27 protein-coding genes are annotated in these 23,898 nt (G+C 57.5%); 11 read left to right on the forward strand and 16 right to left on the reverse strand.

The genetic code is table 11. The features are described 5' to 3' along the window. Window positions 1-65 precede the first annotated feature (65 nt). Together SHM7688_RS11185 and SHM7688_RS11190 are read left to right on the forward strand one after the other, a co-directional pair. Window positions 66-1,352, forward strand: coding sequence for a lipoprotein-releasing ABC transporter permease subunit (locus SHM7688_RS11185; protein WP_058240028.1), 1,287 nt, complete (start codon window positions 66-68; stop codon window positions 1,350-1,352). Further along, window positions 1,345-2,028, forward strand: coding sequence for an ABC transporter ATP-binding protein (locus SHM7688_RS11190; protein ID WP_058240029.1), 684 nt, complete (start codon window positions 1,345-1,347; stop codon window positions 2,026-2,028). The genes SHM7688_RS11185 and SHM7688_RS11190 overlap by 8 nt, the downstream gene beginning before the upstream one ends. A gap of 23 nt (window positions 2,029-2,051) precedes the next feature. Here the strand turns inward: SHM7688_RS11190 and SHM7688_RS11195 are convergent, their stop codons facing one another. Together SHM7688_RS11195 and SHM7688_RS11200 are read right to left on the reverse strand one after the other, a co-directional pair. Further along, entirely contained in the window at window positions 2,052-2,411 is a 360-nt protein-coding gene (locus SHM7688_RS11195; RefSeq protein WP_233486610.1) for a GNAT family N-acetyltransferase, read from the reverse strand. Between the two features lie 218 nt (window positions 2,412-2,629). Further along, window positions 2,630-3,292: a DNA-3-methyladenine glycosylase I gene (locus SHM7688_RS11200; protein ID WP_058240236.1), complete on the reverse strand. Its 663-nt coding sequence runs from the start codon at window positions 3,290-3,292 to the stop codon at window positions 2,630-2,632. Window positions 3,293-3,505: 213 nt separating this feature from the next. Here SHM7688_RS11200 and SHM7688_RS11205 point away from each other — a divergent pair, with 213 nt between their 5' ends. The 3 genes from SHM7688_RS11205 (at window position 3,506) to clpX (ending at window position 6,956) form a co-directional block, all read left to right on the forward strand. Continuing rightward, a complete protein-coding gene (locus SHM7688_RS11205; RefSeq protein ID WP_058240030.1) occupies window positions 3,506-4,267 on the forward strand; it encodes a hypothetical protein in 762 nt (253 codons plus the stop codon). A 654-nt stretch (window positions 4,268-4,921) separates the two neighbouring features. Next, complete coding sequence (locus SHM7688_RS11215) at window positions 4,922-5,554, forward strand: ATP-dependent Clp protease proteolytic subunit (RefSeq protein WP_058240032.1); 633 nt, start codon at window positions 4,922-4,924, stop codon at window positions 5,552-5,554. 136 nt (window positions 5,555-5,690) lie between these two features. Next, on the forward strand, window positions 5,691-6,956 hold the full coding sequence (clpX, locus tag SHM7688_RS11220; protein ID WP_058240033.1) for an ATP-dependent Clp protease ATP-binding subunit ClpX: 1,266 nt from the start codon (window positions 5,691-5,693) through the stop codon (window positions 6,954-6,956). 237 nt (window positions 6,957-7,193) lie between these two features. Here the strand turns inward: clpX and SHM7688_RS11225 are convergent, their stop codons facing one another. Then, window positions 7,194-8,081: a hypothetical protein gene (locus tag SHM7688_RS11225; protein ID WP_058240034.1), complete on the reverse strand. Its 888-nt coding sequence runs from the start codon at window positions 8,079-8,081 to the stop codon at window positions 7,194-7,196. Between the two features lie 500 nt (window positions 8,082-8,581). On the opposite strand from SHM7688_RS11225, the gene SHM7688_RS11230 reads away from it, so the two are divergent. The 6 genes from SHM7688_RS11230 (at window position 8,582) to SHM7688_RS11255 (ending at window position 11,685) form a co-directional block, all read left to right on the forward strand. Beyond that, the gene (locus SHM7688_RS11230) at window positions 8,582-8,851 is read left to right on the forward strand and encodes a glutaredoxin family protein (protein ID WP_058240035.1); all 270 of its coding nucleotides are present in this window, start codon (window positions 8,582-8,584) and stop codon (window positions 8,849-8,851) included. Window positions 8,852-8,944: 93 nt separating this feature from the next. Continuing rightward, window positions 8,945-9,328 (forward strand): RidA family protein, encoded by a 384-nt coding sequence (locus SHM7688_RS11235; RefSeq protein ID WP_058240036.1) that lies wholly within the window; start codon window positions 8,945-8,947, stop codon window positions 9,326-9,328. A 7-nt stretch (window positions 9,329-9,335) separates the two neighbouring features. Next, a complete protein-coding gene (locus SHM7688_RS11240) occupies window positions 9,336-10,229 on the forward strand; it encodes a DMT family transporter (protein WP_058240237.1) in 894 nt (297 codons plus the stop codon). Window positions 10,230-10,335: 106 nt separating this feature from the next. Then, window positions 10,336-10,722 (forward strand): NADH:ubiquinone oxidoreductase subunit NDUFA12, encoded by a 387-nt coding sequence (locus tag SHM7688_RS11245; RefSeq protein ID WP_058240037.1) that lies wholly within the window; start codon window positions 10,336-10,338, stop codon window positions 10,720-10,722. A gap of 5 nt (window positions 10,723-10,727) precedes the next feature. After that, window positions 10,728-11,177 (forward strand): outer membrane lipid asymmetry maintenance protein MlaD, encoded by a 450-nt coding sequence (mlaD, locus tag SHM7688_RS11250; RefSeq protein WP_058240038.1) that lies wholly within the window; start codon window positions 10,728-10,730, stop codon window positions 11,175-11,177. Window positions 11,178-11,181: 4 nt separating this feature from the next. After that, entirely contained in the window at window positions 11,182-11,685 is a 504-nt protein-coding gene (locus SHM7688_RS11255) for a DUF2155 domain-containing protein (RefSeq protein ID WP_223229204.1), read from the forward strand. Here SHM7688_RS11255 and aat read toward each other — a convergent pair. The 13 genes from aat to dprA form a co-directional block, all read right to left on the reverse strand. Then, window positions 11,640-12,266: a leucyl/phenylalanyl-tRNA--protein transferase gene (gene aat / locus SHM7688_RS11260; protein ID WP_058240039.1), complete on the reverse strand. Its 627-nt coding sequence runs from the start codon at window positions 12,264-12,266 to the stop codon at window positions 11,640-11,642. The two genes, SHM7688_RS11255 and aat, sit on opposite strands and share 46 nt — an antisense overlap. Before the next feature lie 19 nt (window positions 12,267-12,285). Beyond that, window positions 12,286-13,638 (reverse strand): acetyl-CoA carboxylase biotin carboxylase subunit, encoded by a 1,353-nt coding sequence (gene accC / locus SHM7688_RS11265; protein ID WP_058240040.1) that lies wholly within the window; start codon window positions 13,636-13,638, stop codon window positions 12,286-12,288. Between the two features lie 10 nt (window positions 13,639-13,648). Then, window positions 13,649-14,155 carry an acetyl-CoA carboxylase biotin carboxyl carrier protein gene (gene accB / locus SHM7688_RS11270; protein ID WP_058240041.1) on the reverse strand — a complete coding sequence of 169 codons (507 nt, stop codon included), beginning with the start codon at window positions 14,153-14,155 and terminating at the stop codon, window positions 13,649-13,651. A 146-nt stretch (window positions 14,156-14,301) separates the two neighbouring features. After that, entirely contained in the window at window positions 14,302-14,838 is a 537-nt protein-coding gene (locus SHM7688_RS11275; protein ID WP_144432580.1) for a LuxR family transcriptional regulator, read from the reverse strand. 134 nt (window positions 14,839-14,972) lie between these two features. Next, the gene (locus SHM7688_RS11280; RefSeq protein ID WP_058240042.1) at window positions 14,973-15,683 is read right to left on the reverse strand and encodes a substrate-binding periplasmic protein; all 711 of its coding nucleotides are present in this window, start codon (window positions 15,681-15,683) and stop codon (window positions 14,973-14,975) included. 255 nt (window positions 15,684-15,938) lie between these two features. Beyond that, on the reverse strand, window positions 15,939-16,796 hold the full coding sequence (locus tag SHM7688_RS11285) for a DUF302 domain-containing protein (protein ID WP_058240043.1): 858 nt from the start codon (window positions 16,794-16,796) through the stop codon (window positions 15,939-15,941). After that, a complete protein-coding gene (locus SHM7688_RS11290) occupies window positions 16,793-17,170 on the reverse strand; it encodes a DUF4345 domain-containing protein (protein ID WP_058240044.1) in 378 nt (125 codons plus the stop codon). Before SHM7688_RS11290 ends, SHM7688_RS11285 begins: the two co-directional genes overlap by 4 nt. Before the next feature lie 168 nt (window positions 17,171-17,338). Beyond that, window positions 17,339-17,968, reverse strand: coding sequence for a 3-oxoacid CoA-transferase subunit B (locus SHM7688_RS11295; RefSeq protein WP_058240045.1), 630 nt, complete (start codon window positions 17,966-17,968; stop codon window positions 17,339-17,341). A gap of 2 nt (window positions 17,969-17,970) precedes the next feature. Continuing rightward, on the reverse strand, window positions 17,971-18,195 hold the full coding sequence (locus SHM7688_RS11300) for a hypothetical protein (protein WP_058240046.1): 225 nt from the start codon (window positions 18,193-18,195) through the stop codon (window positions 17,971-17,973). A gap of 2 nt (window positions 18,196-18,197) precedes the next feature. Beyond that, complete coding sequence (locus SHM7688_RS11305) at window positions 18,198-18,911, reverse strand: CoA transferase subunit A (RefSeq protein WP_058240047.1); 714 nt, start codon at window positions 18,909-18,911, stop codon at window positions 18,198-18,200. Between the two features lie 212 nt (window positions 18,912-19,123). Then, window positions 19,124-19,723: a L,D-transpeptidase gene (locus SHM7688_RS11310; protein WP_058240048.1), complete on the reverse strand. Its 600-nt coding sequence runs from the start codon at window positions 19,721-19,723 to the stop codon at window positions 19,124-19,126. 149 nt (window positions 19,724-19,872) lie between these two features. Beyond that, window positions 19,873-22,488: a type I DNA topoisomerase gene (gene topA, locus SHM7688_RS11315; protein WP_058240049.1), complete on the reverse strand. Its 2,616-nt coding sequence runs from the start codon at window positions 22,486-22,488 to the stop codon at window positions 19,873-19,875. A 179-nt stretch (window positions 22,489-22,667) separates the two neighbouring features. After that, window positions 22,668-23,831, reverse strand: a complete 1,164-nt coding sequence (gene dprA, locus SHM7688_RS11320; RefSeq protein ID WP_083499026.1) for a DNA-processing protein DprA — start codon at window positions 23,829-23,831, stop codon at window positions 22,668-22,670. Window positions 23,832-23,898: the final 67 nt, after the last annotated feature.

A 23,898-nucleotide genomic window follows, 5' to 3' on the forward strand; every position in this document is an offset into this window, starting at 1 on the left:
TGCCGGTCCCTTGACCCGGTGGGGAGCCGCTCCTAGGGTCGCGCCAAACAAGGTATGGAGCAGATATGGCTGGGCAGACGGCACCGTTTTCACGGTTTGAATGGATGATTGCCTGGCGCTATTTGCGCGCGCGGCGGGCCGAAGGTGGCGTGAGCGTGATGACTTGGATCAGCCTGATCGGCATTACGCTGGCGGTATTTGCCCTGATTGCCACTTTGGCCGTCAGGGCCGGGTTTCGCGCGGAATTTGTGGACACGATTTTGGGGGCCAATGCCCATGCCACAGTCTATCAGAGTGGGGAGATGTCCGACACGGGTCAGATCGACCGCACCATTCATGACTTTGACGCCATGGCGGCGCGACTGCGCAATGTTGAGGGGGTGACACGGGCCGCACCACTGGTGAAGGGGCAGGTCATGGCCAGCCTGCGCAGCCGCAATGCGGGCGTAGAGGTTTTTGGCATGCGCGCCGAAGATCTTGCAGAGCTGCCGCGGATTGCCGACCCGGAGACCAGCGATGGCGATTTGGCGCGCTATGACGGGGGCATTGCCATTGGCGCCGGGGTGGCGCGGGAGCTGGGGGCCCTTGTGGGGGATCGCATCAAGATCATTTCCCCCAATGGGGTGAAAACTGCTTTTGGCACCTCGCCACGTGTGAGCAGCTTTGAGGTGGTCTATATCTTCTCGGCGGGGCGCTATGACATTGATCGCACACGAGTTTACCTGCCGTTTGAGCAAGCGCAGCTGTTTTTTGAACGCGACGGTGTGGCAGACGAGATCGAAGTCATGGTGCAGGTGCCTGAAGAGGTGGACCAGATGGTGGTGCCTCTGATGCAGGCGGGTGGCGACCGGGCTTTGGTCTGGACCTGGAAGCAGGCCTCTGGCGGGTTTCTCAATGCATTGGAGGTGGAGGACAATGTGATGTTTGTGATCCTCTCCATTCTGGTGCTGATTGCCACCATGAACATTGTCTCCGGTCTGGTGATGCTGGTGAAAAACAAAGGGCGCGACATTGGTATTTTGCGCACCATGGGGCTGACAGAAGGCTCTGTGCTGCGGGTGTTTTTCATCTGTGGCGCTTTCACCGGTGTGATCGGCACGGCGATGGGGGTGCTGCTGGGCTGTCTGTTTGCGCTGTATATTGATCCGATTTTTGCCTTTGTGAATGTGCTGTTGGGCGGGGAAGCCTGGGATCCGTCGATCCGGGGGATCTACCATTTGCCAGCCAAACTGGCCTTTGGCGATGTGGTGAGCGCCGTGGCGCTGTCGCTTGGGCTGTCTTTTGTGGTTACGATTTTTCCGGCCCGGCGGGCGGCGCGGATGAACCCGGTGGAGGCGTTGCGCTATGAGTGAGACTGTGTTGCAGCTTAAGGGGGTCACGAAGCTCTATAACAAGGGGCTCGCCGGGGAAATTCAGGTGCTGCGTGGTGTGGATCTGCGGCTTAAGGCCGGGGAGATGGTAGCCCTTGTGGCCCCGTCAGGTGCCGGGAAATCCACGCTGTTGCACATTGCCGGGCTGCTGGATACGCCAGATGCGGGGACGGTGGAGATTGGCGGGCAGCAGCTCTCTGGCAAGTCTGATCGCCAGCGCACCAAGGCGCGGCGGCAAGACATCGGCTTTGTCTATCAGTTTCATCATTTGTTGCCGGAATTCAGCGCGGAAGAAAACATCGCGCTGCCGCAGATGGCCAATGGCGTCAGCCGAGGGGCGGCTGTGGCGCGGGGGCAGGCGCTTTTGGAGACCGTTGGGGTGGCGCATCGTGCCGGCCATCGGCCTGCGGAGCTGTCGGGCGGCGAGCAGCAGCGGGTGGCCTTTTGTCGGGCGCTGGCCAATGCGCCGCGCATCCTGCTGGCGGATGAGCCGACCGGCAATCTTGACCCCACCACCAGCGATCAGGTGTTTGATGCACTGATGACCTTGGTGCGGGAGACCGGGCTGGCGGCGTTGGTGGCCACACACAACATGGAACTGGCGGCGCGGATGGATCGGATCGTGAAGCTGGAAAACGGTGTGTTGGTGGCGGGATAAGCCGCGCCAACCGTCTCTTTGTGTCACCAGATGCGCGGGTCGTTCAGTGCCGCGACACAGCGACAGTCGCCTTTGAGGGGCGTGAAGGGCGCTTCTGTGAGGGATTGGCCGATCCAGCCATGCGGATAGCTGAGGGGCAGGGGGGCTTTGGCCACATCGGTGGTGATCGGCTGATAGCCGGTTTTGGCGTAAAATGCCGGGTCGCCGTAGGTGATCACGATCTCAACACCTGCCGTGCCAAGCGTCTGATGGGCCTGAGACAGCAGAGATTGCCCCAGCCCGCGGCCCTGATAGGCTGTCGCGATGGCCATGGGCGACAGGATGAAGACGCGGCGCGGATCCTTGGCATAGCGCAGGCGACTAAACAGCGCTGCGCCGATCACTGTGGCCCCTTCGGAGAGGGTAAAGGCATAGAAGTCGGCAGGCGCGGTGGTGGTGAGCAGGTTTTTACCACCGCAGCGACCAATGCGCCTTCTTCCGCTGTGTCAGAAACGGTGAAAGTCTCCGCGAAAAGGGCGATGAGGTCGGCGTGCTTGTGGGCGAACTTCGCTGAAAATTCCATATCTGAGGGCCTTTCTGTGGGAGGGGCGATCGGAGTTTGTCAGACGCTCATCGCCAGCACGCGGCTGATTTCGGTGAGGGAGCGGCCGGATTGGTTCATCCAGATGTTGAAGGCCTCCTGCACCTGTTTCATCGCGCCCTTGGAGGTGGGTTGTTTGTCTATGATGCCTTCGGCAATCAGGCGGGCCACCACATCGCGGGAGAGGATGAAGCTGTCTTTGCCCAAGAAGCGCAGCGCATATTGACCGGTGTTGCCACCGATGCGGGAGCCGCCCTTTTTCATGAACTCTAGTTGGCTGATGTAGTCCGTTGACGCCCAGCCGCCAAGCACGACACCTGCGCCGCCTTGGTCACGCAGGGATTGGATGAAGTGGGCGTTCTCAATCACGGTGCGGATTTTGGGTCCGTTGCGCACGATGGCGGTGTCGCTCATCAAGCGGTCCATGTCCTCATCATGCAGAAAGGCGCAGCGGTCCACATCAAAGCCGTGAAAGGCGGCTTCAAAGCCGTCCCATTTGTTTTCGATCACCTGCCAGTTGAAGCCTGCTTGGAAGACACCTTTGGTGAATTGCGCCAGCCAGCGGTCCTCGGGGATTTGCGCGAGTTCTTCGGCGGATTTGGGTTTGGTCAGTTGGGCTTCGAGCGCAGCGGTGCCGCCTTTGCGGTCTGCGGCGATGGCGAAGATCTCGTCGAAGGGGCGCATGGGGTGGTCCTTTGGGTTGTGGAGGGCTCGGTGCATAATTTTCTTTTGAAGCCAGCAACGTCAATTCAAATCACTGTTCGCCAAACAGAACCAGAATAGGCGAGTAGCTGGGAACTCGGGGCTTGTTGAAAGTTCGGATCGTAGATCAATTAGGGGTTGTTGTGCGGAGTCCTGGAAGAGTAGCTTTGACCTGACAAATGATGGACGCGCGCAATGGAACTTTTTGCAATCCCCGAATTCATATCTTCTGTGACACTTGAGGCTAGTAAAGTTGTTGCTGGTGCCTTGAGCGTAATCACTGCCAAACCTCAGAATTCGTTTTGGTCGGTCGTTAGAGACTTTCAAACCTTGATGGGCGGCGGTCTGGCGTTTTTTGGAGTGATCTTGATTATCATTTTCGGCAACAGAAGCTTGAGTAAACAGCTTAAAGACGCAGCAGATTCAGAGGTCACACGCGTCGAAAATGAACAAGTGTTGGATCGACAAAGACATGAAAGAGAGCTTGCTGCCAAAAGATCTGCAGTCGAAGGGGCCATTTTTGCGGAAATTCTTACGATTAGAGACTTTCTTAATGCCGAGCAAAATCAGGCGCGAAACTATCTGAATCCAGAGTGGCGTTTCATTCCGATTGAAGCACCAGGAGCAGAAGACAACATTAATCCAGAAGAGGATCTGAGTCTCCTCTTGCCAACAGCAACTTATAGATTTTCGATACCTGACAGAGACATTGTTTATCGCGGGTTGATCAAAAAAATCGGTGCCTTGGACCACAACACCGTGAAGCTGGTAATTGAAGCTTACGACCACTACTATTCATTTCGAAGTTGGCTGTTTGAAAACGACTGCTCACAGCAAGAATCTCAGAATTTGGTAGAGATCAGGCCAGAGGAAGTTAGGGTTCTTCTTGGCGAAATACAGACTACAATTGCGCAAATGAACAGCGTTTTTGCTAACTATAGTTCTGCGCACCAGTAGGCGATCATGGAACTTGATCTGGATAGCGTTCCGTTTGCTTGGTTTCGTTAGGTATGGGTTTATGTGCAGTGCGCACGAACCGAGGGGCTAGGAAGCGAACCGCACGCGTTTTTTAGGAGGCAAACCTCCGGTTTGACGGGGCGGTTCGGGCGTTTCCGATGCGGAGCATCGGCATTGAATGCACGGAAGTGAATTGTCTTGCTAAGAATGCAATGGCGTCACCGTCTTGGCTTTGCGCAACGCGAGGATACAGAACGCCACTCCTAAGATTTCAAAAGGCGCGATGAACCAAAGTTTCACAGTGACGGAATATTCACAAATCAGCGATTGCCAAGCTCCACTGTGTAGAAACACTGTCGTGTAGCATTGCGTAATCTCGCCCAACTCGGGAGCAGAAAAGATCAGAGCCAAACCGAACAGCACCAAAAGTAGTTTAGTAACCGTCATTCCCATCCAGTTCGCTGTTTTGCCTCACCTTTAGATGTTGGGGCGATCGAATGACGAAACAAGTCTTGATGTTCCCCCAAGCCCCCATCTTTACCTGCCCTTAACCCAAAAATCTTTAGGTGGCCTTGCAGCCCCTCAAACCCACCACTAAGACTCTCTTGGTAGGGTCCGACGGGCGGGCCGCAAAGCGATCAACAGGCAGGCGATATGAAAGACCCTTTTGAAACGTATATGAATACCCTTGTGCCCATGGTTGTCGAACAGACCAGCCGGGGCGAACGCGCGTATGATATTTTCTCGCGCCTGCTCAAAGAGCGCATCATCTTCCTCAACGGTCCGGTGCATGACGGCATGTCGAGCCTGATCGTGGCGCAGCTTCTGCATTTGGAGGCGGAAAACCCCTCCAAAGAGATCAGCATGTACATCAACAGCCCCGGCGGCGTGGTGACCTCTGGTCTGTCGATCTATGACACCATGCAGTACATCAAGCCGAAGGTCTCCACGCTGGTGATTGGTCAGGCGGCCTCCATGGGCTCTCTGCTGCTGACCGCCGGTGAAGCGGGCATGCGCTTCTCACTGCCAAACTCGCGCGTGATGGTGCACCAGCCGTCTGGGGGCTATCAGGGGCAGGCGACGGACATCATGATCCACGCCGAAGAGACGCTGAAGCTGAAAAAACGCCTCAACGAAATCTATGTGAAGCACACCGGCCGCACCTATGAAGAGGTGGAGAGCGGGCTTGAGCGCGACAACTTCATGAGCCCGGAAGAGGCCAAGGAGTGGGGTCTCATTGATGAGATCGTGGAAAATCGCGCCAAGGGTGACGACGCAGAAAGCTGACAATAAAGGCGCCCGGTCACGTGAGAGCGAGATCGGGCACTTTCGCATTGTGCCCACTTTCCGGCTGTCTTAAGCTGGCGGGAACGTGGGATGCCCCTTCCAAATGGGGGCAGACTTTTGGCCTGAAAGGTAAGACATGTCGAACACGTCCGGTGGTGACAGCAAGAACACTCTCTATTGTAGCTTCTGCGGCAAGAGCCAGCATGAGGTGCGCAAACTGATTGCGGGCCCCACCGTATTCATCTGTGATGAATGTGTTGAACTCTGCATGGACATCATCCGGGAAGAGACCAAAGCCAGCGGGCTGAAGTCTTCGGAAGGGGTGCCAACCCCGCGTGAAATCTGCGATGTGCTGGATGACTATGTGATTGGTCAAGCCATGGCCAAGCGGGTGCTCTCTGTGGCGGTGCACAACCACTACAAGCGCCTGAACCACTCTGAAAAGAGCGGTGACATTGAGCTGAGCAAATCCAACATTCTGCTGATTGGCCCCACGGGCTGCGGTAAGACCCTGCTGGCGCAGACGCTGGCGCGGATTCTGGATGTGCCCTTTACCATGGCGGATGCCACCACGCTGACCGAAGCGGGCTATGTGGGCGAAGATGTGGAGAACATCATCCTCAAACTGCTGCAGGCCTCTGAGTATAATGTGGAACGTGCGCAGCGCGGCATCGTCTATATTGACGAGGTCGATAAGATCACGCGCAAATCCGAGAACCCGTCGATCACCCGCGATGTGTCAGGCGAAGGGGTGCAGCAGGCGTTGCTGAAACTGATGGAAGGCACCGTGGCCTCCGTGCCGCCGCAGGGCGGGCGCAAGCATCCGCAGCAGGAATTCCTGCAGGTGGACACGACCAACATCCTGTTCATCTGTGGTGGGGCCTTTGCGGGTCTGGACCGCATCATCAAACAGCGCGGCAAGGGCAGCGCGATGGGCTTTGGCGCAGATGTGCGCGATGAAAGCGAAGCGGGTATTGGTGAGACCTTCAAAAACCTTGAGCCGGAAGATCTGCTCAAATTTGGTCTGATCCCTGAATTTGTTGGGCGTCTGCCGGTTCTGGCAACGCTGGAAGATCTGGATGAAGACGCGCTGGTGATCATTCTGACACAGCCTAAGAACGCGCTGGTGAAACAGTATCAGCGTCTGTTTGAGCTGGAAGACGTACAACTGACCTTCACCGAGGATGCGCTGAGTGCGATTGCTCGCCGCGCGATTGAACGCAAAACTGGTGCGCGCGGTCTGCGTTCCATCCTCGAAGAGATCCTGCTCGACACCATGTTTGAGCTGCCCGGTCAGGAGAGCGTGACCGAGGTTGTGGTGAATGAAGAAGCGGCCACCGGTCAAGCGGCCCCTCTGATGATCCACGGCGAAGGTGAGAAAGAGCCTGCTGAGGCGGGGTGATTTCTGGCGAATGTGCTGAGAAGATTTGGAAGGCGTCCCGATGGGACGCCTTTTTGTTTTGAGGCGCAATGGCGGCTATGCGGGACTTTGCTGCCGTTTCCGGAAACTGCTCCAATGTCTTCTGCCAGCCCAAAGGCGACATGGGCAAGTGACACGTCGTGGGGAGGCTTTGATAAGAACGAGTAGCCGGTTTGGGGCTGTTTGCACAGGTGAGGCCCGCATGGTTCCTCAGCGAACTCAGTCGTAATCTTGATGTTGCATTGCTTTGGTTCGCCTGTATGCGCCGCAGTTGGCCGCGAAGGGGCAATCGGGATACTCGGGTAACTCGAACCACTGGTGCGATTGGCAGATGCCGTTATCGAAGCTCAACGGTTCAGTCGGCACGATGCTTCGTATCAGCATCCTCCCGTGGGTCATACCACACATCAGCTGGACAGGGGTGTCGCCGAGCGTGGTAAGGAGACACTTAAAAACTTTTCCCAGAAACAGATTCACCGCGTCGAAGTTGCGGTTCATCGTCAAAAAGATGTCGTCGTATATAAGAGGCTTTTGATCCTTCTTCATGCCAAAGTGTGCGTAGCTGACGAGGCCCGTGTTGTCATCTAAACTGCAATGGCCGACATCAAGATGGGTGAGCTCGTCGCGCAAATACCGCAGTGGCAAATACCAGTCGGCTGCAGCAATCTCGTCAATGATTGGCTGAGGTAGACCGCTAATTTTGTCGGTCTTCGTAAAGAGATAGCTAGTGGAGTCCTTGAAGCCTCGAGTTGATGACGCAAACACTGCGCGCAGCACCTTTGCTGTACAATCTATGACCGAGTATAGTTCGACGATGAAAGCTTCAACGACTGCGGCTAGCTTGTGAGCGTGATTGGCAGTGGTGAAGCCTTTGCTGTTCAGCTCGCTGCGATCGACCTCAAGCGTCGAGCGCAGTTCCTCGGCAATACTCTTGAATATGTGGGCCTTCTTTAAATGAGCCGACACTCCCGAGAGTGCTCGGCTGTCGCACGCCGAGAAGGTATGGCTACCCATATGGAGTTTTGCAAAGCGATCCACCTGTCCCCAATTTTTGGGGGAAAACATCAACAGCGCCTTCGCTGCTTGGCGGTCATTTCCGATTGTCATAACAATTTTTACCTAATGTGAAAAACACTGCGCTACATAGCTTGGTCCGGACGCAGAACACGAGGCTACTCGAAATCAATTTAGTTTCAATGGCAGGTATTGGTGTTTTTGAAAATGTCGCGAATGGCAGATTTGATAAACCACAACGTCGAATCTTGGGATTGGAATGTCGGGCCGGTATCGGTCGATCGCGTGACTTTGCAAAGTCAGCTTCCTGCGCATTGCTGCCAATCGTGTCTAGTGCGTCATCCGTCACTTTGGGCTCTAACCGGCCATTCGCTGCAGATGCGGGTGCTGAGATTGCGACCACCGCGCACGAACCGAGGGGCTAGGAAGCGAAGCGCCCGCCCCGTGGGGGCGGTTCGGGCGCTGCCAAAGCTTGCTTTGGCACTGGCGTATAAGTCCGCGCACTCATCCGCCCACGCAAATGTGAGCGGGGGGCTGGTTGCCTTTGCGGGTGCGGCACCCAATATCGGGCGCGCTAACAAAGGACCACAAAAATGCCCAAAGCCGTACTCTATCGCATGGATTTGCCCAATTATACCTGTGGCTATGGCACCGCTGCGCGGGATCTGCTCAAGCGGGAGAAGTTTGAGATTGAGGAACATGTGCTGCGCACGCGGCGGGAGACCGATGCCTTCAAAGACAAGCATCACATCACCACCACACCGTTGATTTTTATCGATGGGGTGAAGATTGGTGGGTTTACTGATCTGAAGAAGCATCTGAACGCGCAGAAGCCGCAGAAAAAGCGGTTTTGGAAGCGCTGACAGCAGGTCGATTTGGGGGCGCATGGCGAGGGCCATTGACAGTCGCTGCGTGGCAGAGGATGTCTTCTGTGACCATAATTTCAGGAGGCTGTCATGTCTGTACGTCACATTTCCACCGGATCCCCCTTTGAAGAAAAAATCGGGTATTCCCGGGCGGTTGTGGCCGATGGCTGGGTCTTTGTCTCCGGCACCACGGGCTATGATTATGAGACCATGACATTGCCAGAAGATGTGGTGGATCAGTGCCGCAACACGCTTACGACCATCGGCAAAGCGCTTGAGGAGGCGGGCAGCAGCCTCGATGATGTGGTGCGGGTGACCTATATTCTGCCCGACGGCAGCGATTTTGAGAAATGCTGGCCGGTGACCAGCGAAGTCTTTGCCAAGGCCAAGCCAGCGGCGACCATGGTGATTGCACAGCTGATGGAAGAGGCGATGAAAATCGAGATTGAAGTGACCGCGCGCGTGTCGCGGTAAGATGTCCATGAGCGCCCATATCGCCACAGACCGTGCCGCCAACCGGCTTGGCAGCCTTTTTATGATTGCCGCCATGGCGGGGTTTGCTGTTGAGGATGCTTTTCTCAAGGCGGCGGCGCGGGATTTGCCAATTGCGCAGGTCATGGTGCTTTTTGGCGGTGGGGGCGCAATGGTTTTTGCCCTTTGGCTGCGTGCCAAGGGGCAGGCGCTGGCACCGAAAGCGGTGCTGTCGCGGCCGATGCAGGTGCGGGTGTTCTTTGAGGTCATCGGGCGGTTGTTTTTCACGCTGTCGCTGGCGCTGACACCTTTAAGTTCAACAACGGTGATCTTGCAGGCTACGCCGCTGGTGGTGGTGGCCTTTGCGGCGCTGGTGCTGGGCGAGCGGGTGGGCTGGCGGCGCTGGCTGGCGATTGTGATTGGACTTGCGGGCGTTGTGCTTGTGGTGCGTCCGGGGGGCGACAGTTTCTCTGTGATGTCTTTGCTGGCGGTGATTGGCATGCTGGGCTTTGCCGGGCGGGATCTGGCCAGTCGCGCGGCCCCGGCCAGCCTGAGCACGGCTGTTTTGGGGCTCTATGGCTTTCTGGCGATTGTTTTGGCCGGCGCGCTTTATGGGGGGCTGTGGGAGCGGCAGAGTTTTCACACGCCGCCACCGATGGCTTTGCTGGCGGTTCTGGCAGCCGTGGCCTGTGGTGTCTTTGCCTATAGCGCCTTGATGAAAGCGATGCGCACGGGTGAGGTTTCTGCGGTGACGCCGTTTCGCTACAGCCGCCTGCTGTTTGGCGTGGGGCTGGGGGTTGTGGTGTTTGGCGAGGCGCTTGATCGCATGATGATCTTGGGCAGTGTTTTGATTGTGATGTCCGGCTTTGTGATCCTGTGGCGGGGGCGGTCTGCACAGGGGTGAGGCGCAAATGCGCCTGCTATGCCAATTTGCGCGCAACTGTCTGTTTCGCGGACTGGACCTTTGGCCCTAAATCGGTCATATGAAGGGAGAATTTGCGGAGACACCCATGGGCATTCTGAGCACGATCAACAATGTTTTTACCTGGTGGAATGGCGCCACGCTGAACACCAAGCTGTTCACGGCCCGCAAAGGCGTGAAAGTTGGCGAAGATGCGGAGGGCAATGTCTATTACCGCACGGCCAATGATTCCAAGCGCTGGGTGATGTTCAACGGGGAGGCCGAGGCCAGCCGTGTGAGTGCAGATTGGCATGGGTGGCTGCATCGCACCTTTGATGAGGTGCCAAGCGAAAAGCCGCTGACCCACAAAGACTGGGAACTGCCCCATCAGGAAAACGTGACCGGCACGGCTTTGGCCTATGCGCCGGCAGGATCGATCCGTACGGCCAAGGCGCCTGCGGAGCGGTCTGACTATGAGGCGTGGAGCCCCGAGTAAGCCTCATGTCGGCCGTTCGTACAGAGACCATCGTCGGCGCTGCGGTTGTGGCCGCAGCTGTTGGCTTTTTGCTTTACAGTGCACAGTTTGCCAATGTCAGCCGCGAGGCCGGAGGCTATGGGCTGACCGCGTCGTTCCGCTCTGTTGAGGGGGTGAGCGTGGGCACGGATGTGCGCCTTGCCGGTGTTAAGATTGGCACGGTGACAGATATCACGCTGGACCCGCAGACATTTCGTGCGTTGACCACATTGAGCGTGGCGCAGGGTATTGCGCTGCCAGATGACAGTGCGGTGGTGATCTCATCAGAGGGCCTGTTGGGGGGGAACTTTGTTGAAATTCTTCCCGGCGGCTCGCCTTTCAACTTTGAAGCGGGGGATGAGATTGAGGATACACAGAGTTCTGTGAGCCTGATTTCTCTGTTGCTCAAGTTTGTCAGTGGCAGTGGGGATGAGTGACGTGATGCGTGTTGGCAGATTTATGGCCATTGGGGCGGCGCTTGCCCTGCCTGTGCTGGCCGCTGCACAGGATATTCAGATTGAAATGCTGGATATCGAACCCTTGAAATATGAGCCACTGGAGGTGCCTCTTGGGGAGGTTACCAGTGAAACAGTGGTCGCGGCCACTGTAGGCGAAGGCGCAATGCTGCGGGGGCTGGATAAGCTCACCGGGCAGGTTGTGGATTTTGAGCTGGCCAATGGCTACTCGGTGAATTTTGGCACGTTGCGCGTGGATATGGCGCAGTGTCGCCATCCGAGCGAGAACCCAGCCGGGGAGGCCTACGCGTTTCTGTCGGTCTATGAAGATCGCGGCGCAGGCAGCAATCTGTTTCAGGGGTGGATGATTGCCAGTTCGCCCGCGTTGAGCGCGCTGGATCATGCGCGTTATGACGTTTGGGTGTTGCGCTGTCAGCTGAGCGCTCAGGCGCAGGCAGAGAGCACCTCTGAGGGGGCGGGCAGCGACTGAGCCCGGATGTCTGCGCTTTGGCGCAGCGCCCATGTCAGCAGCTTTTGATAGTCGGCACGCGGAATTTCGATGGCCCCCAAAGAGGCGAGGTGATCGGTCAGGAACTGGGTGTCAAATAGGGTGAAGCCGCTGCGCCGCAGATGAGCGATCAGAAAGGCGAGCGCGATTTTTGAGCCATCTGTTTGTCGTGAAAACATGCTTTCGCCAAAAAACGCCGCGCCCAGCGTGACGCCATAAACCCCGCCGATCAGTTGGGATCCGTCCCAGACTTCCAGAGAATGTGCTTCGCCGCGCTCAAAGAGCGTGACGTAGAGGTCATAGATGGTGTCGTTGATCCAGGTCTCCTCCCGATCTGCGCAGGCGCGCAGCACCCCCTCAAAATCCGCGTTCAGCGTAATGCGAAAGCTACCGCGCTGGATGCGGCGGGCGAGGCTGCGGGAGATATGGAAGCCATCAAGGGGAAAGACACCGCGCCGGATGGGATCGACCCAGAAGATCTCGTCGGTGTCGCGGTTTTCGGACATGGGGAAGACCCCCATGCCATAGGCGCGCATCAGGAGGTCTGCGGTGACCTCAGTCATGATGCGCGCCCATGTGGGTTCAGCCCTCAACCAGGTTGGTTTCGAGCCATTTTTCCAGCCAGTGAATGTTATACTCACCGGTGTGGATGTCTTCTTCCTGAAGCAGCGCGTCAAACAGCGGTGTCGTGGTGTCGATACCGTCGATGATCAGCTCACCCAAGGCGCGGTTCAGACGTGCCAGTGCTTCGGCGCGGTCCCGTCCATGTACGATCAACTTGCCAATCAAGCTGTCGTAGTAGGGGGGGATGGAGTAGCCATCATAAAGCGCACTGTCCATACGTACGCCAAGTCCGCCGGGCGCATGGAAGGCTGTGATCTTGCCAGGCCGCGGGGCGAAATCCGGCAGCTTCTCAGCGTTGATGCGCACTTCGATCGCGTGGCCGTTGATGCTCAGATCGTCTTGACCAAAGGACATCGGCTGACCTGCGGCCACGAGGATTTGCTCGCGCACCAGATCCACACCAAAGATGGCCTCGGTCACCGGGTGTTCCACCTGAAGGCGGGTGTTCATTTCTATGAAATAGAACTCGCCATTCTCATAGAGGAACTCGATGGTGCCTGCGCCGATGTAGTTGATTTTCGCAACCGCATCCGCACAGATTTTACCGATGCGCGCACGCTCTTCGGGCGTGATGGAGGGGCCGGGGGCCTCTTCAAATACTTTCTGGTGACGACGCTGCAAAGAGCAGTCCCGCTCGCCCAGATGCACCGCATTGCCCTTGCCGTCGCCGAACACCTGAATTTCGATGTGACGCGGGGTGGTGAGGTATTTTTCGATATAGACCTCATCGTTGCCAAAGGCGGCTTTGCCTTCGGCACGGGCGGTCATGAAGGCGCTTTCCATGTCAGCGGCGGTCTGCGCCACTTTCATGCCACGCCCGCCGCCACCGGCGGTGGCTTTAATAATGACCGGATAGCCCATCTCTTCGCCAAGCTTTTTGGCCGCAGCAAGATCAGGCACGCCACCGTCAGAACCCGGCACGCAAGGCACGCCAAGTTTGATCATCGTGTCTTTGGCGGTGATCTTGTCGCCCATGACGCGAATGTGTTCCGCGGTTGGGCCGATAAACGTCAGATCATGATCTTCCACAATCTGTACGAAGTTGGCGTTTTCCGACAGGAAGCCATAGCCCGGATGGATTGCTTGCGCACCTGTGACTTCGCAGGCGGCAATGAGGGAGGCCATGTTCAGGTAGCTGTCGGTGCCCGGTGCAGGGCCGATGCAGATGGCTTCGTCCGCCATACGCACGTGCATCGCGTCGGCATCAGCGGTGGAATGTACCGCAACCGATTTGATGCCCATTTCGCGGCACGCACGGATCACGCGCAGGGCGATTTCTCCGCGGTTGGCGATCAGGATTTTGTCAAACATGATCGAATCCTTATTCGATGATCACCAGCGGTGCGCCGTATTCCACGGTGTCACCATCACCCACCAGAATGCGCTTCACAGTGCCCGCTTTGGGCGCCGGAATGTGGTTCATGGTTTTCATGGCTTCCACGATCAGAATGGTGTCTCCTTCAGAGACGGTCTGACCAACGCTCACAAAGGAAGCGGCGCCAGGCTCTGGCTGCAGGTAAATGGTGCCGACCATTGGGGAGGTCACAGCGCCCGGATGGCTGGCTGGATCGTCCTCAGAAGTGGCGGCTGGGGCTGGTGCTGCTGCTGGAGCCGCAGCAGGCGCAGCGACAGGGGCTGCAGCAGGTGCGGCAACGGCCATTGGAGCTGCAGCGGCGATCATCTGTGTCTGGCGGCTGACACGCACATTCAGGCTGTCGTCCTCGCCATATTCGCGCATCACTTCCAGTTCGGTCAGGTCGTTGTCACGCAGCAGCTCCGCCAGTGCTGCGATAAAGGCCACGTCAGAATCGTGATTTTTGTTGCTCATTTTCTGTTTCTATCCCCTGCGCGCCTTGCGCGGTTGAGTCTTATTGGTTTCCCCTGCGGCGCTTATAGAGAAAAAGCTGCCCCTAGGAAAGCTGAACTGGACTGTCAGATGGGGGGAAATATACCGGATTTCCAGCACTGTGTTGCCTAGAGTGGCATGCCGGAGAGTTTTGCCACCAGTTCCGCCAGTTTGCGGGCGCCAAACTTGCGCAGCAGGCGCGCGCGGTACTCTTCGACCGTGCGATAGGAGAGGTCCAGCTCTAAACCAATTTCCTTGGATGTCATGCCACGACAGGTGAGAATGGCGACTTCGCGTTCGCGCGGGGTCAGCTCAACAACGGGGCGATCTTCGGAGAGATCCGCAAAGGACCAGACACTTTTGTGAAAGGGGCTATCCGGGGATGTGGACTGGCCACGCACCCGGCACCAGAAAAGGCTGCCGTCAGCCCGGCACATGACGCGTTCGTCGCTGTAACGGCCGGTATCGCCCATGGCGGTATAGACCCGCTCGCCGAGCTTTATGAACTCTTCCGGCGTCGCGTAGAATTCCGCGATGGATTTATGGGTGCAAGAGGCCGCATCCACTTGAAACATTTCACCAAAACGGACGTTTGCCCGCTGAATGATGCGATTTTCCAAGATACAAAGCCCAACCGGGGCGTGATCAAATGCCAAAGCGTGCAGTTCCATGGTGCGCAGTGATGGCACAGCGGCGCCGAAAGGGGAAGGCGCAAAGACACTCCCGGCCACAAAGAGAAAGGGCTGAGCAGAGGGAGGGGCGCCCCACCGAGATGGAGCGCCGGGCAACGTTTGACGTTTTAGGAGCCAAGACCGCTGTTAAAACGATCTCGCGCTGCGCGACCGTTGTCACTGTTTTCGAAGCAGACCAGCAAATCATGCGTTGCCAGGGGCGCCTCATGGAAGGTGAGCGCATCTGCATGTTTTGCCAAGCGGGGCTCGGAGGCCAGCATGTGTTCAAAGACGTTACGGTCAATCACTGCCGCATCCATGCGGCCAGCTGCGACTTTTTCGACGTTGGAAGCATCGGTTGGGCCCGCATCTACCTTGAGGGATCCATCCGCCACCATAGCATCAAACCGGGTTTCATTGACGTAGCCTTGGACAACGCCAATTTTGTATTTGGCGAGATCCTCATGGGCGGACCAGTCAAAGGCGCTGTCTTTGCGATAGATGAAGCCGACCGGGCTGGTGCCAAACGAGGCTGAATAGATGCAGCGATCGCCGCCATTTTCCGCATCTGCGGAGGCATCATAGTATTCTGGATAGACGCCAAGCCAAGCAGGGTCTTTTGCGGCCAGATTGACAGCGCGATTCCATGGCAGCACTTCGGCGACAACCTCATCACCCGCAGCGGCAAAGGCGGCGGAAACCGCCTCGGTGCTGGTGCCTGAGGCATCAGCATTCACATAGGGTGGCCACTCCAGAGTGGTCAGTTGGACAGTTTCAGCCTGTGCGACAGCAGCGGTCAGAGCTGCGGCGGCGGCAAGAAAGCAGGTGGATTTCAGCATTTTGGTTCCAATATTGAAATGGGCAGTCTACTGGCGCTGAAATCACCACGAGACTCCTAATGTTTTCTTACTTTCTGCGCAGCCTGATGGGGGGAAGTGCGCCGAGTTTTAATGATGTTTTACCAGCTGCCAGCGACCGAGAGAGCGGCACAATTGTGGGATGTTTTGTTGCTGAGTGAGGCATGGTCGGGGCCAAAAAACTGATGGCGAGCAAGCCAACAGAGCGAACCGCACGCGCGCCGCGTTTTTCATCACCTATTGTATGGCGCTTTTGAAGGTCTGGGTCAGACGTTCATTGAGGGCGTGGTGAGAGCGATCAGAGCTGCCGTAATGCAGCATCGCAAAGGCCGCGATGTCATTGTATAGCACATGCACCTGACCTGCAGTATCTTCATATACGAGCAGCTTTTGGCAGAATGCGTCCAGGCCAATCGCGGGATGGGCGCGCATGGCAATGCCGCCGGGGGCGGGGCCACCAAACAAAAGCACGATGGCATTGGGCAAGGTGATCCCCTCTGAGTGAGCATCCTTGGTGAAATCAATCTCTGCAAACCACAGGGTGTCTTGCTGCGCCGTCACGACGTCGCGCAGGTTTTGGACGGTGGTTTCAAAATCATGCCTTGAGAAGAGGGATAGAATGCCGTGGTCTTTGGCCATTTGAGCGGTGGGAGCAGGCGCAGAAGGCAAGGTCACCTCGGACACAAGTGCCTCAAGAGTGGCGCTGAAGCGTGGCGCAAATTCTGCGCTGAGGCCATGACGGCGTTTGATAAAGACAAAATCGGTATAGATGAGGCGGGCCTCTCCCGATTGATCATAGGCCAAAACGCGGAAGGGCAGATCCAGCCCCGCGCGGATATTCTCTGCGAGGATCTGACTGTTGAGCTTTGCATCTGAGAGCAACACAACCCGCGCTGGGGGCATGGGTTGGCCGGCCTGTGTGGCAAGGCGGGCGTGATCAATATCTGCAATGACGTCAAGATGTGCGACCTGTGCCTTTTGCTTGAGCGTCAGGATGGCGTCATCAACCTTGTTTTGGGTCGTGGGTGCGGCGCACAAAACACCAGCAAACAAGCACAGGCAAGCCGTCGCAAGAGCAGCTCGTTGAGGTTTCATGGGGCACTTTGCTGGAGCGCGCGCCAGGCAAGGATCGCAAAACCGAGCTCTGCAAGCAAATAGAACAGGAGAAGAGGACTTGGCACACCGTCCACCACAAGGCTCAGCACGCGTCCAGCGGCCAATCCCCCCATGAACAGAACCATGACCCAGAGGGCCAAGCGTATCAGTTCGGGCGTGCGTGCCGCAATCAACCAGAAAGCGGCATTTGCCAGATAGAGCCCCATGATGGCGCGGAAAACATGGGTATGGTTGGTGCCCTGCACCTCAAAACCGAGAAGAAATTGTAGTGTCTGGGCAGGGCTGACGCCATAGGAGAGGGCGATGGGAAACAGGCCAACGGCCCCAAGTATCAAAACAACAGGTGCTCTCATGGTCGCACTCCCGACAGTGTGAAGCGTAAATTCACTTTCTACGGGTGTCAGGATCGCAGGAAATACCCTCTGGTGAAAGTGCTGTTTGACTGACCTGTGCGGAGCCATAGAAAAGCCCTGCCAGATCGGATCCGGCAGGGCTTGATGTTTTGAACAGCGATGTCACGCTTAGTTGACGATGGTGGCCTCGGTGGCCGCGCGCAGTTCTGCTTCGCTCACACCCTCTGCGCATTCGACGATTTTCAAGCCGCCTTCCACCACATCCAGCACGCCAAGGTTGGTGATGATACGATCCACCACCCCTTTGCCGGTGAGCGGCAGGGTGCATTCCTTTAGCACTTTGGATTGGCCGTGTTTGTTGGCATGATCCATCACCACCACCACGCGGCCCACACCGGCCACCAGATCCATCGCGCCGCCCATGCCTTTGACCAGCTTGCCGGGGATCATCCAGTTTGCCAGATCACCGTTTTCAGCCACTTCCATCGCGCCCAGAATGGCCATGGCGATTTTGCCACCGCGGATCATCGCAAAGCTTTGCGCGCTGTCAAAATAGGCGGTTTGGGGCAGTTCTGTGATGGTCTGCTTGCCGGCGTTGATCAGATCGGCGTCTTCCTCCCCTGCGATGGGGAACGGCCCCATACCGAGCATGCCGTTTTCCGACTGTAGCGTCACTTCGACACCTTCGGGGATGTAGTTGGACACCAGCGTCGGGATGCCGATGCCGAGGTTCACATACCAGCCGTCCTGCAGTTCCTGTGCGGCGCGTGCCGCCATTTGATTGCGATCCCAAGCCATGATTATGCCTCCTCCAGCTTAGCTGCGATACGTTCTTGTTCTGAAGCCATAATTTCGGCGGCCTCTAGATTCATCATAGCCGCAGCCAATTGTACGCTTAGCAGGGGGATTTCTCTAACCGTTGGCACAGAGAATTTTTTCTCAGCAAGAGTGTGTGCTAACTCTAAGTAACGTTCAGCGCGGGCTTCTATTTGGAGCGGCAGTTCATCATAGTATTTCTTGTCCACGATTATGCCTCCCGCACTGTGCGCTGTTCGATGCGTTTTTCGTGGTCGCCCTGAATGATGCGGTGCACATAGATGCCGGGCAGGTGGATCGCGTCCGGATCTAGCGAGCCGGTGGGCACGATTTCCTCAACCTCGGCGATGCAGATCTTGCCGCAGGTCGCCGCGGGCGCGTTGAAATTGCGGGCGGTTTTGCGGAACACGAGGTTGCCGGTTTCATCGGCTTTCCACGCCTTCACAATGGCCAGATCGGCAAAGATGCCCTCTTCCATGATGTAGTCTTCCATCGCGCCATCCGGCCCGGTGGGGAACTGTTTTTCCAGCTTGCCTTCGGCAATTACGGTGCCCACGCCGGTTTTGGTGAAAAAGCCCGGAATGCCTGCGCCACCGGCGCGCATGCGCTCGGCCAATGTGCCCTGTGGGTTGAACTCCAGTTCCAGCTCCCCGGAGAGATACTGGCGCATGAATTCCGCGTTTTCGCCCACATAGGAGCTGATCATTTTCTTGACCTGTTTGGTCTGCAGCAGGATGCCGATGCCAAAATCATCAACGCCCGCGTTGTTGGAGGCGAAGGTCAGATCCTTGACACCGCTGTCTTTGATGGCGTCCAGCAGAAGCTCGGGGATGCCGCAGAGGCCAAAGCCGCCGGAGGCAATGAACATGCCGTCACTCAGAACGCCCTCAAGCGCCTCAGTGGCATTTGCATATACCTTTTTCATGGATGTCTCTCTCCCTAGGGTCAGACGTGGGTCGGAAATTGGGAAGAGTTGTGCCGGGGTGCCCTGAGGGAGTCAACGTTTGCAGGGGGTGGGCGTATTACTACGGGAGCCTGAGCGATGTGTTGTGATCTGTTCAGGGGGGAGGGGCCAGCCCCTCTGGAGCGCGCTGCGCTCCATTCACCCCGGGATATTTAGGGCCAAGTGAAGCGCGCTCAGATGATGCGCACTTGGGTGCCCACCGGGCTGATTTCAAAGAGTTCCGCGATCATCTGGTTGTACAGGCCGATACATCCGTTGGAGCTGCGCCGCCCGATCTTGCGGGTGTCATGGGTGCCGTGGATCAGATAGGCAGGCCATTCCAGATACATGGCATGGCTGCCTAGCGGGTTGTCTGGGCCCGGAGCCATGTAGGTGAGGCTGGGGTCGCGTTCCAGCATGGAGGGCGTTGGTGTCCAGTCCGGGCCGACGCGTTTGCGCACGATTTTGGTGTAGCCGCGTTTGGTGAGCTCTTCGGACATGGGCACGGAGGTGGGGTAGACCCGATAATCGCTGCCATCGCCTGACCAGTAGTGCAGGGCGCGCGATGTGGTATCAGCGACAATTGTGGCCACGCCCAAGGCATCAAAATGATTGCGCCAGTCCTGACGGCTGAAACTTGAGATATTGCGGGCGGCGGTTTCCGGCGGTTCTGCTGGAGCAGGGGGCTCTGCTTCTTGGGCAAATGCGGTGCGGGCCTGAAGCAGCACCGCGGGGGCCGCGAGCAAAAACGATCGACGTGAGAAAGGAAGCTGAAACTTGGGGCGCTGGGACATGGGGAACTCCGGGGTACTGCTCTTTTGAACGTAAGCTGAGACAGGTGGCCGTCGGTGGCAATTCACAAGCGCTTGAGGCGTGCAGCAAAAAGGGGACCTGCGGTGCAGATCCCCTGAAAGTGGCCTTGAAAGTGGCAAGGTTTTGCTGATCAGCCGTCGGTTTTTTTCTTGGTGGCCGCTTTGGTTGTGGTCTTCTTGGCGGTTGTTTTTTTTGCGGCGGCTTTCTTGGGGGCGGCTTTCTTTTGGGTGGGCTTCTTCTTGCCGCCACCTTTTTCCGCAATCCACGCCACGGCCTGATCCATGGTCACATCTTTGACGTCGATCTCTTTGGGGATGGTGGCGTTGACTTTTTCCCATTTCACATAAGGGCCATAGCGCCCGTCCATGATATTGACCGGACCACCGGCCTCGGGATGTTCGCCCAGTTCACGCAGTGCCTTGGCGGCGGCGCGGCGGCCACGACCCGGATTGTTGCGCTTTTCTGTGATCATTTCGACCGCGCGGTTCATGCCGATTTCAAAGACATCCAGTGTTTCTTTGAGGTTGGCGTAGATGGGTTTTTCCTCATCCGGCAGCTGGTGCATGATGTAGGGGCCAAAACGGCCCAGATTGGAAGAGATCATGCCGCCCTCAGGATGCATGCCAATCTCACGTGGCAGGGTCAGCAGGGTGACCGCCTGTTCCAGAGTGATTTCATTTGGGCCCCAACCGGGCAGAAACTCTTTGCCCTGTTTGGGCAGGGAGGAGCGCGGCGGCTTTTTGTTGTCCGGGGTGACTTCACCGCGTTGCACGTAGGGGCCAAAGCGGCCGGATTTCAGGTGGATTTCATCACCTGCATCCTCACCCAGTACTTTTTCGTAGCCTTCCGCGCCTTCGCCGGAAATCGGGCGGGTGTAGTTGCATTCCGGGTAATTGCCACAGCCCACAAAGCCACCGGTGCGTGAGGTTTTCAGGTGCAGCTGGCCCGCGCCACATTTGGGGCAGACACGGGGGTCTGTGCCATCTTCGCGCGGTGGGTAGAGTTGTGGTGCGAGCGCATCATCCAAGATGTCGAGCACTTCGGAAATGCGCAGATCGCTGGTTTCGGCGATGGCAGCAGAGAAGTCTTTCCAGAAGCGGTTGAGCACGTTTTTATAATCGCGTTCACCTGCGGAGACGTCATCCAGCTCTTCTTCGAGGTTGGCGGTGAATTCATAGCCCACATATTTACGGAAGAAGTTCACCAGGAAGATGGTCACGATCCGGCCCTTCTCTTCTGGGAAGAGGCGGTTTTGCTCTTTACGGACGTATTCCCGATCCTGAATGGTGGTGATCACGGAGGCATAGGTGGAGGGGCGACCGATGCCGAGCTCTTCCATGCGTTTGACCAGGGTGGCCTCGGTGTAACGGGGCGGTGGCTGCGTAAAGTGCTGATCTGGCGTGACCGAGCGCTTGGCCATGGCCTCACCTTCCATGATCTGGGGCAAGCGCTTGTCGTCGTCATCCACCACCTGATCATCGCGGCCTTCTTCATAGACCCGCATAAAGCCGTCAAACAGGACAACCTGACCGGTGGCGCGCAGTTCCACCTGTTTGTCGGCGGAGGCGATGTCCACCGTCGTGCGTTCCATGCGGGCGCCAGCCATCTGACAGGCCAGTGTGCGCTTCCAAATCAGATCGTAAAGCTTGCGCTGATCCTCTTCGGAGACTTTCAGATCAGAGGGTTTGCGCATCATATCCGTTGGGCGGATACATTCGTGCGCTTCTTGGGCGTTTTTGGCTTTGTTTTTGTAGATGCGCGGCTCTTTAGGCACGTAATCGGCACCATAGAAGGCGGTAATGGCGTCGCGCGCGCCTTGCACGGCTTCGGGCGCCATGTCGATGCCGTCGGTCCGCATATAGGTGATATAGCCCGCTTCATAGAGACGTTGTGCCGCGTTCATGCAGTGGCGTGCACCCATGCCGAATTTGCGGCTGGCCTCCTGTTGGAGGGTGGAGGTCATGAACGGCGCGGAAGGATTTCGGGAGGCGGGTTTGGCCTCAACACGGGCCACGGAGAGATCACGGCTCTGAATGGCTTGCACGGCCAGTTCGGCGGCGGTGGAATTCTCCAGCGAGAATTTATCGAGTTTTTCGCCGCCCAAGACAGTGAGGCGGGCCTCAAACTCTTGCCCACGTGGTGTGGCCAGAAGGGATTTCACAGACCAGTATTCTCGCGGATTGAACGCGTCGATTTCGGCTTCGCGTTCTACAATCAGGCGCAGGCACACCGATTGCACGCGGCCAGCGGAACGTGCGCCGGGCAATTTGCGCCAGAGCACGGGCGACAGATTGAACCCGACAAGATAATCCAGCGCGCGCCGCGCCAGATAGGCATCCACCAGCGGTTGATCAATCTGGCGGGGGTTTTGCATGGCCTCGGTGACGGCGGCCTTGGTGATGGCGTTGAACACCACGCGAGAGACAGGTGTGTCTTTCTTGATTGCACGGCGTTTGCGCAGCGCTTCTTCGAGGTGCCAGCTGATGGCTTCGCCTTCACGATCGGGGTCGGTTGCGAGAATGAGCGCGTTGTCTTCTTTCAGAGCGTCGGCAATCGCTTTGACATGAGGGCGCGACTTGGTGTCGATTTCCCAGGTCATGTCAAAATCCTGCTCCGGATCGACCGAGCCGTTTTTGGCGGGCAGATCCCGAATGTGGCCGTAGGAGGCTAATACTGTGTAGTCCGAACCAAGGTATTTGTTGATTGTTTTGGCTTTGGCTGGGGATTCTACGACAACGACTGGCATTCATTTTCCTCTCGACTCGGCGCGAGCCTTATGGCGGCGAAAAATGTGGGGCGAAAGGGGGGATTGTCAATGCACGGCTGTTTTTACTTGCGGGATGATTTGTGAGTTTGGCCAAAATTGTACCGCTCGACTGCTTTAGAAACAGGCATATTGCCATGGAAGGAGACAGCGCTCTGCACCTAGTTTTTGCTGAGCAAACCGCCGGACATGCGGGTGATCGCGCCAGACATTTCGAGATCCAGCAATGCCGGGGTCAGTTTGGCGGGTACGGTGGCGAGATCGCGGCAAAGCTGATCCTCACTCAGCGGGGAGGGGCCCAGACGGTTGAGAATCTCACTGTGCAAAGCGGCGGTGTCTTGCAAGCTGCGTGCCGTAGCTGGCTGTTGCGCCTCTGAGCGGCTTGTGGCGCGTTCCGGTGACGGATCGGGCATGGCGGGGCGCAGAGCTTGCGCGGCATTCAGCACCTCAAGCACATCTTCTGCGTCCCGTACCAAAGGCGCGCCGTCGCGGATCAGAATATTGGCTCCTGCCGCGCGCGCATCAAAGGGGTGGCCCGGCACAGCGAGCACATCCCGCCCCTGATCCAACGCCATGCGCGCGGTCAGAAGGCTGCCGGATTTGGCGGCGGCCTCTACCACGATCACAGCGCGCACAAGACCGGAAATGATGCGATTGCGCGCGGGAAAATGGCGCGCGCGGGGCTCCATATTCGGTGGCTGTTCAGAAAGGCAGAGACCTTGCTTTGCGATGTTTTCGGCCAGAGACAGGTTCTGTGCCGGATAGGGGCGGCGTAATCCGCCTGCGTAGACTGCGATGGTGCCGGTGGCGAGCGTGGCCTCATGCGCGGCAGCGTCGATCCCTCTGGCCAGACCGGAGACAACGGTCAACCCCGCCGCGCCCAGATCGCTTGCAAGACGGCCGGCCATACGCAGGCCCAGCGAGGAGGCATTGCGCGCACCGATCACGGCCACGGAAGGTGTCGCCAAGAGCTCAGTGCGCCCAAGCGCCCAGAGCATCGGCGGGGCGTCGGGGGTTTGAGCCAGCAGCATGGGATATTCGGGATCGCCAAAAAAAATCGGCCGCGCTCCTGTGGCACGGCCGTCTTCCAGTTCTTTGGCTGCTATGTCTTGGGGGCATATCGTGTAGCGAGAGACGCCTGCTGCGCGGGCAATGTCAGGCAGCGCATCCAATGCGGCCTCTGCTGTGCCATGCTCTCGTATCAATCTGTGGTAGGTGATGGCCCCGACCCGTCGGGATCGCAAGAGGCGAAGCCGCAGTAATCGCGCTTCCTCCGTGGTGGGTGGGATTTGGGGGTGAGTGGAAGAAATTCGATCTTCGGTCATCCGCAACTCCGCCTGCTTGCAAGACAAGGATTAAGCCTTGAGTGGTTAACAGCGCGTAAATCAAATG

Origin of the sequence: Shimia marina, assembly GCF_001458175.1 — a bacterium.
Classification (GTDB): domain Bacteria; phylum Pseudomonadota; class Alphaproteobacteria; order Rhodobacterales; family Rhodobacteraceae; genus Shimia; species Shimia marina.

Excerpts from the sequence above, each read along its gene's own strand:
- SHM7688_RS11285 (WP_058240043.1), bottom strand. The coding sequence starts at position 16,796 with ATGAAACCTCAACGAGCTGCTCTTGCGACGGCTTGCCTGTGCTTGTTT.
- SHM7688_RS11295 (WP_058240045.1), bottom strand. The coding sequence starts at position 17,968 with ATGGCTTGGGATCGCAATCAAATGGCGGCACGCGCCGCACAGGAACTG.
- SHM7688_RS11205 (WP_058240030.1), top strand. The coding sequence starts at position 3,506 with ATGGAACTTTTTGCAATCCCCGAATTCATATCTTCTGTGACACTTGAG.
- SHM7688_RS11215 (WP_058240032.1), top strand. The coding sequence starts at position 4,922 with ATGAAAGACCCTTTTGAAACGTATATGAATACCCTTGTGCCCATGGTT.
- clpX (WP_058240033.1), top strand. The coding sequence starts at position 5,691 with ATGTCGAACACGTCCGGTGGTGACAGCAAGAACACTCTCTATTGTAGC.
- accB (WP_058240041.1), bottom strand. The coding sequence starts at position 14,155 with ATGAGCAACAAAAATCACGATTCTGACGTGGCCTTTATCGCAGCACTG.
- SHM7688_RS11190 (WP_058240029.1), top strand. The coding sequence starts at position 1,345 with ATGAGTGAGACTGTGTTGCAGCTTAAGGGGGTCACGAAGCTCTATAAC.
- mlaD (WP_058240038.1), top strand. The coding sequence starts at position 10,728 with ATGTCGGCCGTTCGTACAGAGACCATCGTCGGCGCTGCGGTTGTGGCC.
- SHM7688_RS11240 (WP_058240237.1), top strand. The coding sequence starts at position 9,336 with ATGAGCGCCCATATCGCCACAGACCGTGCCGCCAACCGGCTTGGCAGC.
- dprA (WP_083499026.1), bottom strand. The coding sequence starts at position 23,831 with ATGACCGAAGATCGAATTTCTTCCACTCACCCCCAAATCCCACCCACC.
- SHM7688_RS11245 (WP_058240037.1), top strand. The coding sequence starts at position 10,336 with ATGGGCATTCTGAGCACGATCAACAATGTTTTTACCTGGTGGAATGGC.
- SHM7688_RS11290 (WP_058240044.1), bottom strand. The coding sequence starts at position 17,170 with ATGAGAGCACCTGTTGTTTTGATACTTGGGGCCGTTGGCCTGTTTCCC.
- SHM7688_RS11200 (WP_058240236.1), bottom strand. The coding sequence starts at position 3,292 with ATGCGCCCCTTCGACGAGATCTTCGCCATCGCCGCAGACCGCAAAGGC.
- SHM7688_RS11225 (WP_058240034.1), bottom strand. The coding sequence starts at position 8,081 with ATGACAATCGGAAATGACCGCCAAGCAGCGAAGGCGCTGTTGATGTTT.
- SHM7688_RS11235 (WP_058240036.1), top strand. The coding sequence starts at position 8,945 with ATGTCTGTACGTCACATTTCCACCGGATCCCCCTTTGAAGAAAAAATC.
- SHM7688_RS11280 (WP_058240042.1), bottom strand. The coding sequence starts at position 15,683 with ATGCTGAAATCCACCTGCTTTCTTGCCGCCGCCGCAGCTCTGACCGCT.
- aat (WP_058240039.1), bottom strand. The coding sequence starts at position 12,266 with ATGACTGAGGTCACCGCAGACCTCCTGATGCGCGCCTATGGCATGGGG.
- SHM7688_RS11230 (WP_058240035.1), top strand. The coding sequence starts at position 8,582 with ATGCCCAAAGCCGTACTCTATCGCATGGATTTGCCCAATTATACCTGT.
- topA (WP_058240049.1), bottom strand. The coding sequence starts at position 22,488 with ATGCCAGTCGTTGTCGTAGAATCCCCAGCCAAAGCCAAAACAATCAAC.
- SHM7688_RS11255 (WP_223229204.1), top strand. The coding sequence starts at position 11,182 with ATGCGTGTTGGCAGATTTATGGCCATTGGGGCGGCGCTTGCCCTGCCT.
- SHM7688_RS11310 (WP_058240048.1), bottom strand. The coding sequence starts at position 19,723 with ATGTCCCAGCGCCCCAAGTTTCAGCTTCCTTTCTCACGTCGATCGTTT.
- accC (WP_058240040.1), bottom strand. The coding sequence starts at position 13,638 with ATGTTTGACAAAATCCTGATCGCCAACCGCGGAGAAATCGCCCTGCGC.
- SHM7688_RS11305 (WP_058240047.1), bottom strand. The coding sequence starts at position 18,911 with ATGAAAAAGGTATATGCAAATGCCACTGAGGCGCTTGAGGGCGTTCTG.
- SHM7688_RS11185 (WP_058240028.1), top strand. The coding sequence starts at position 66 with ATGGCTGGGCAGACGGCACCGTTTTCACGGTTTGAATGGATGATTGCC.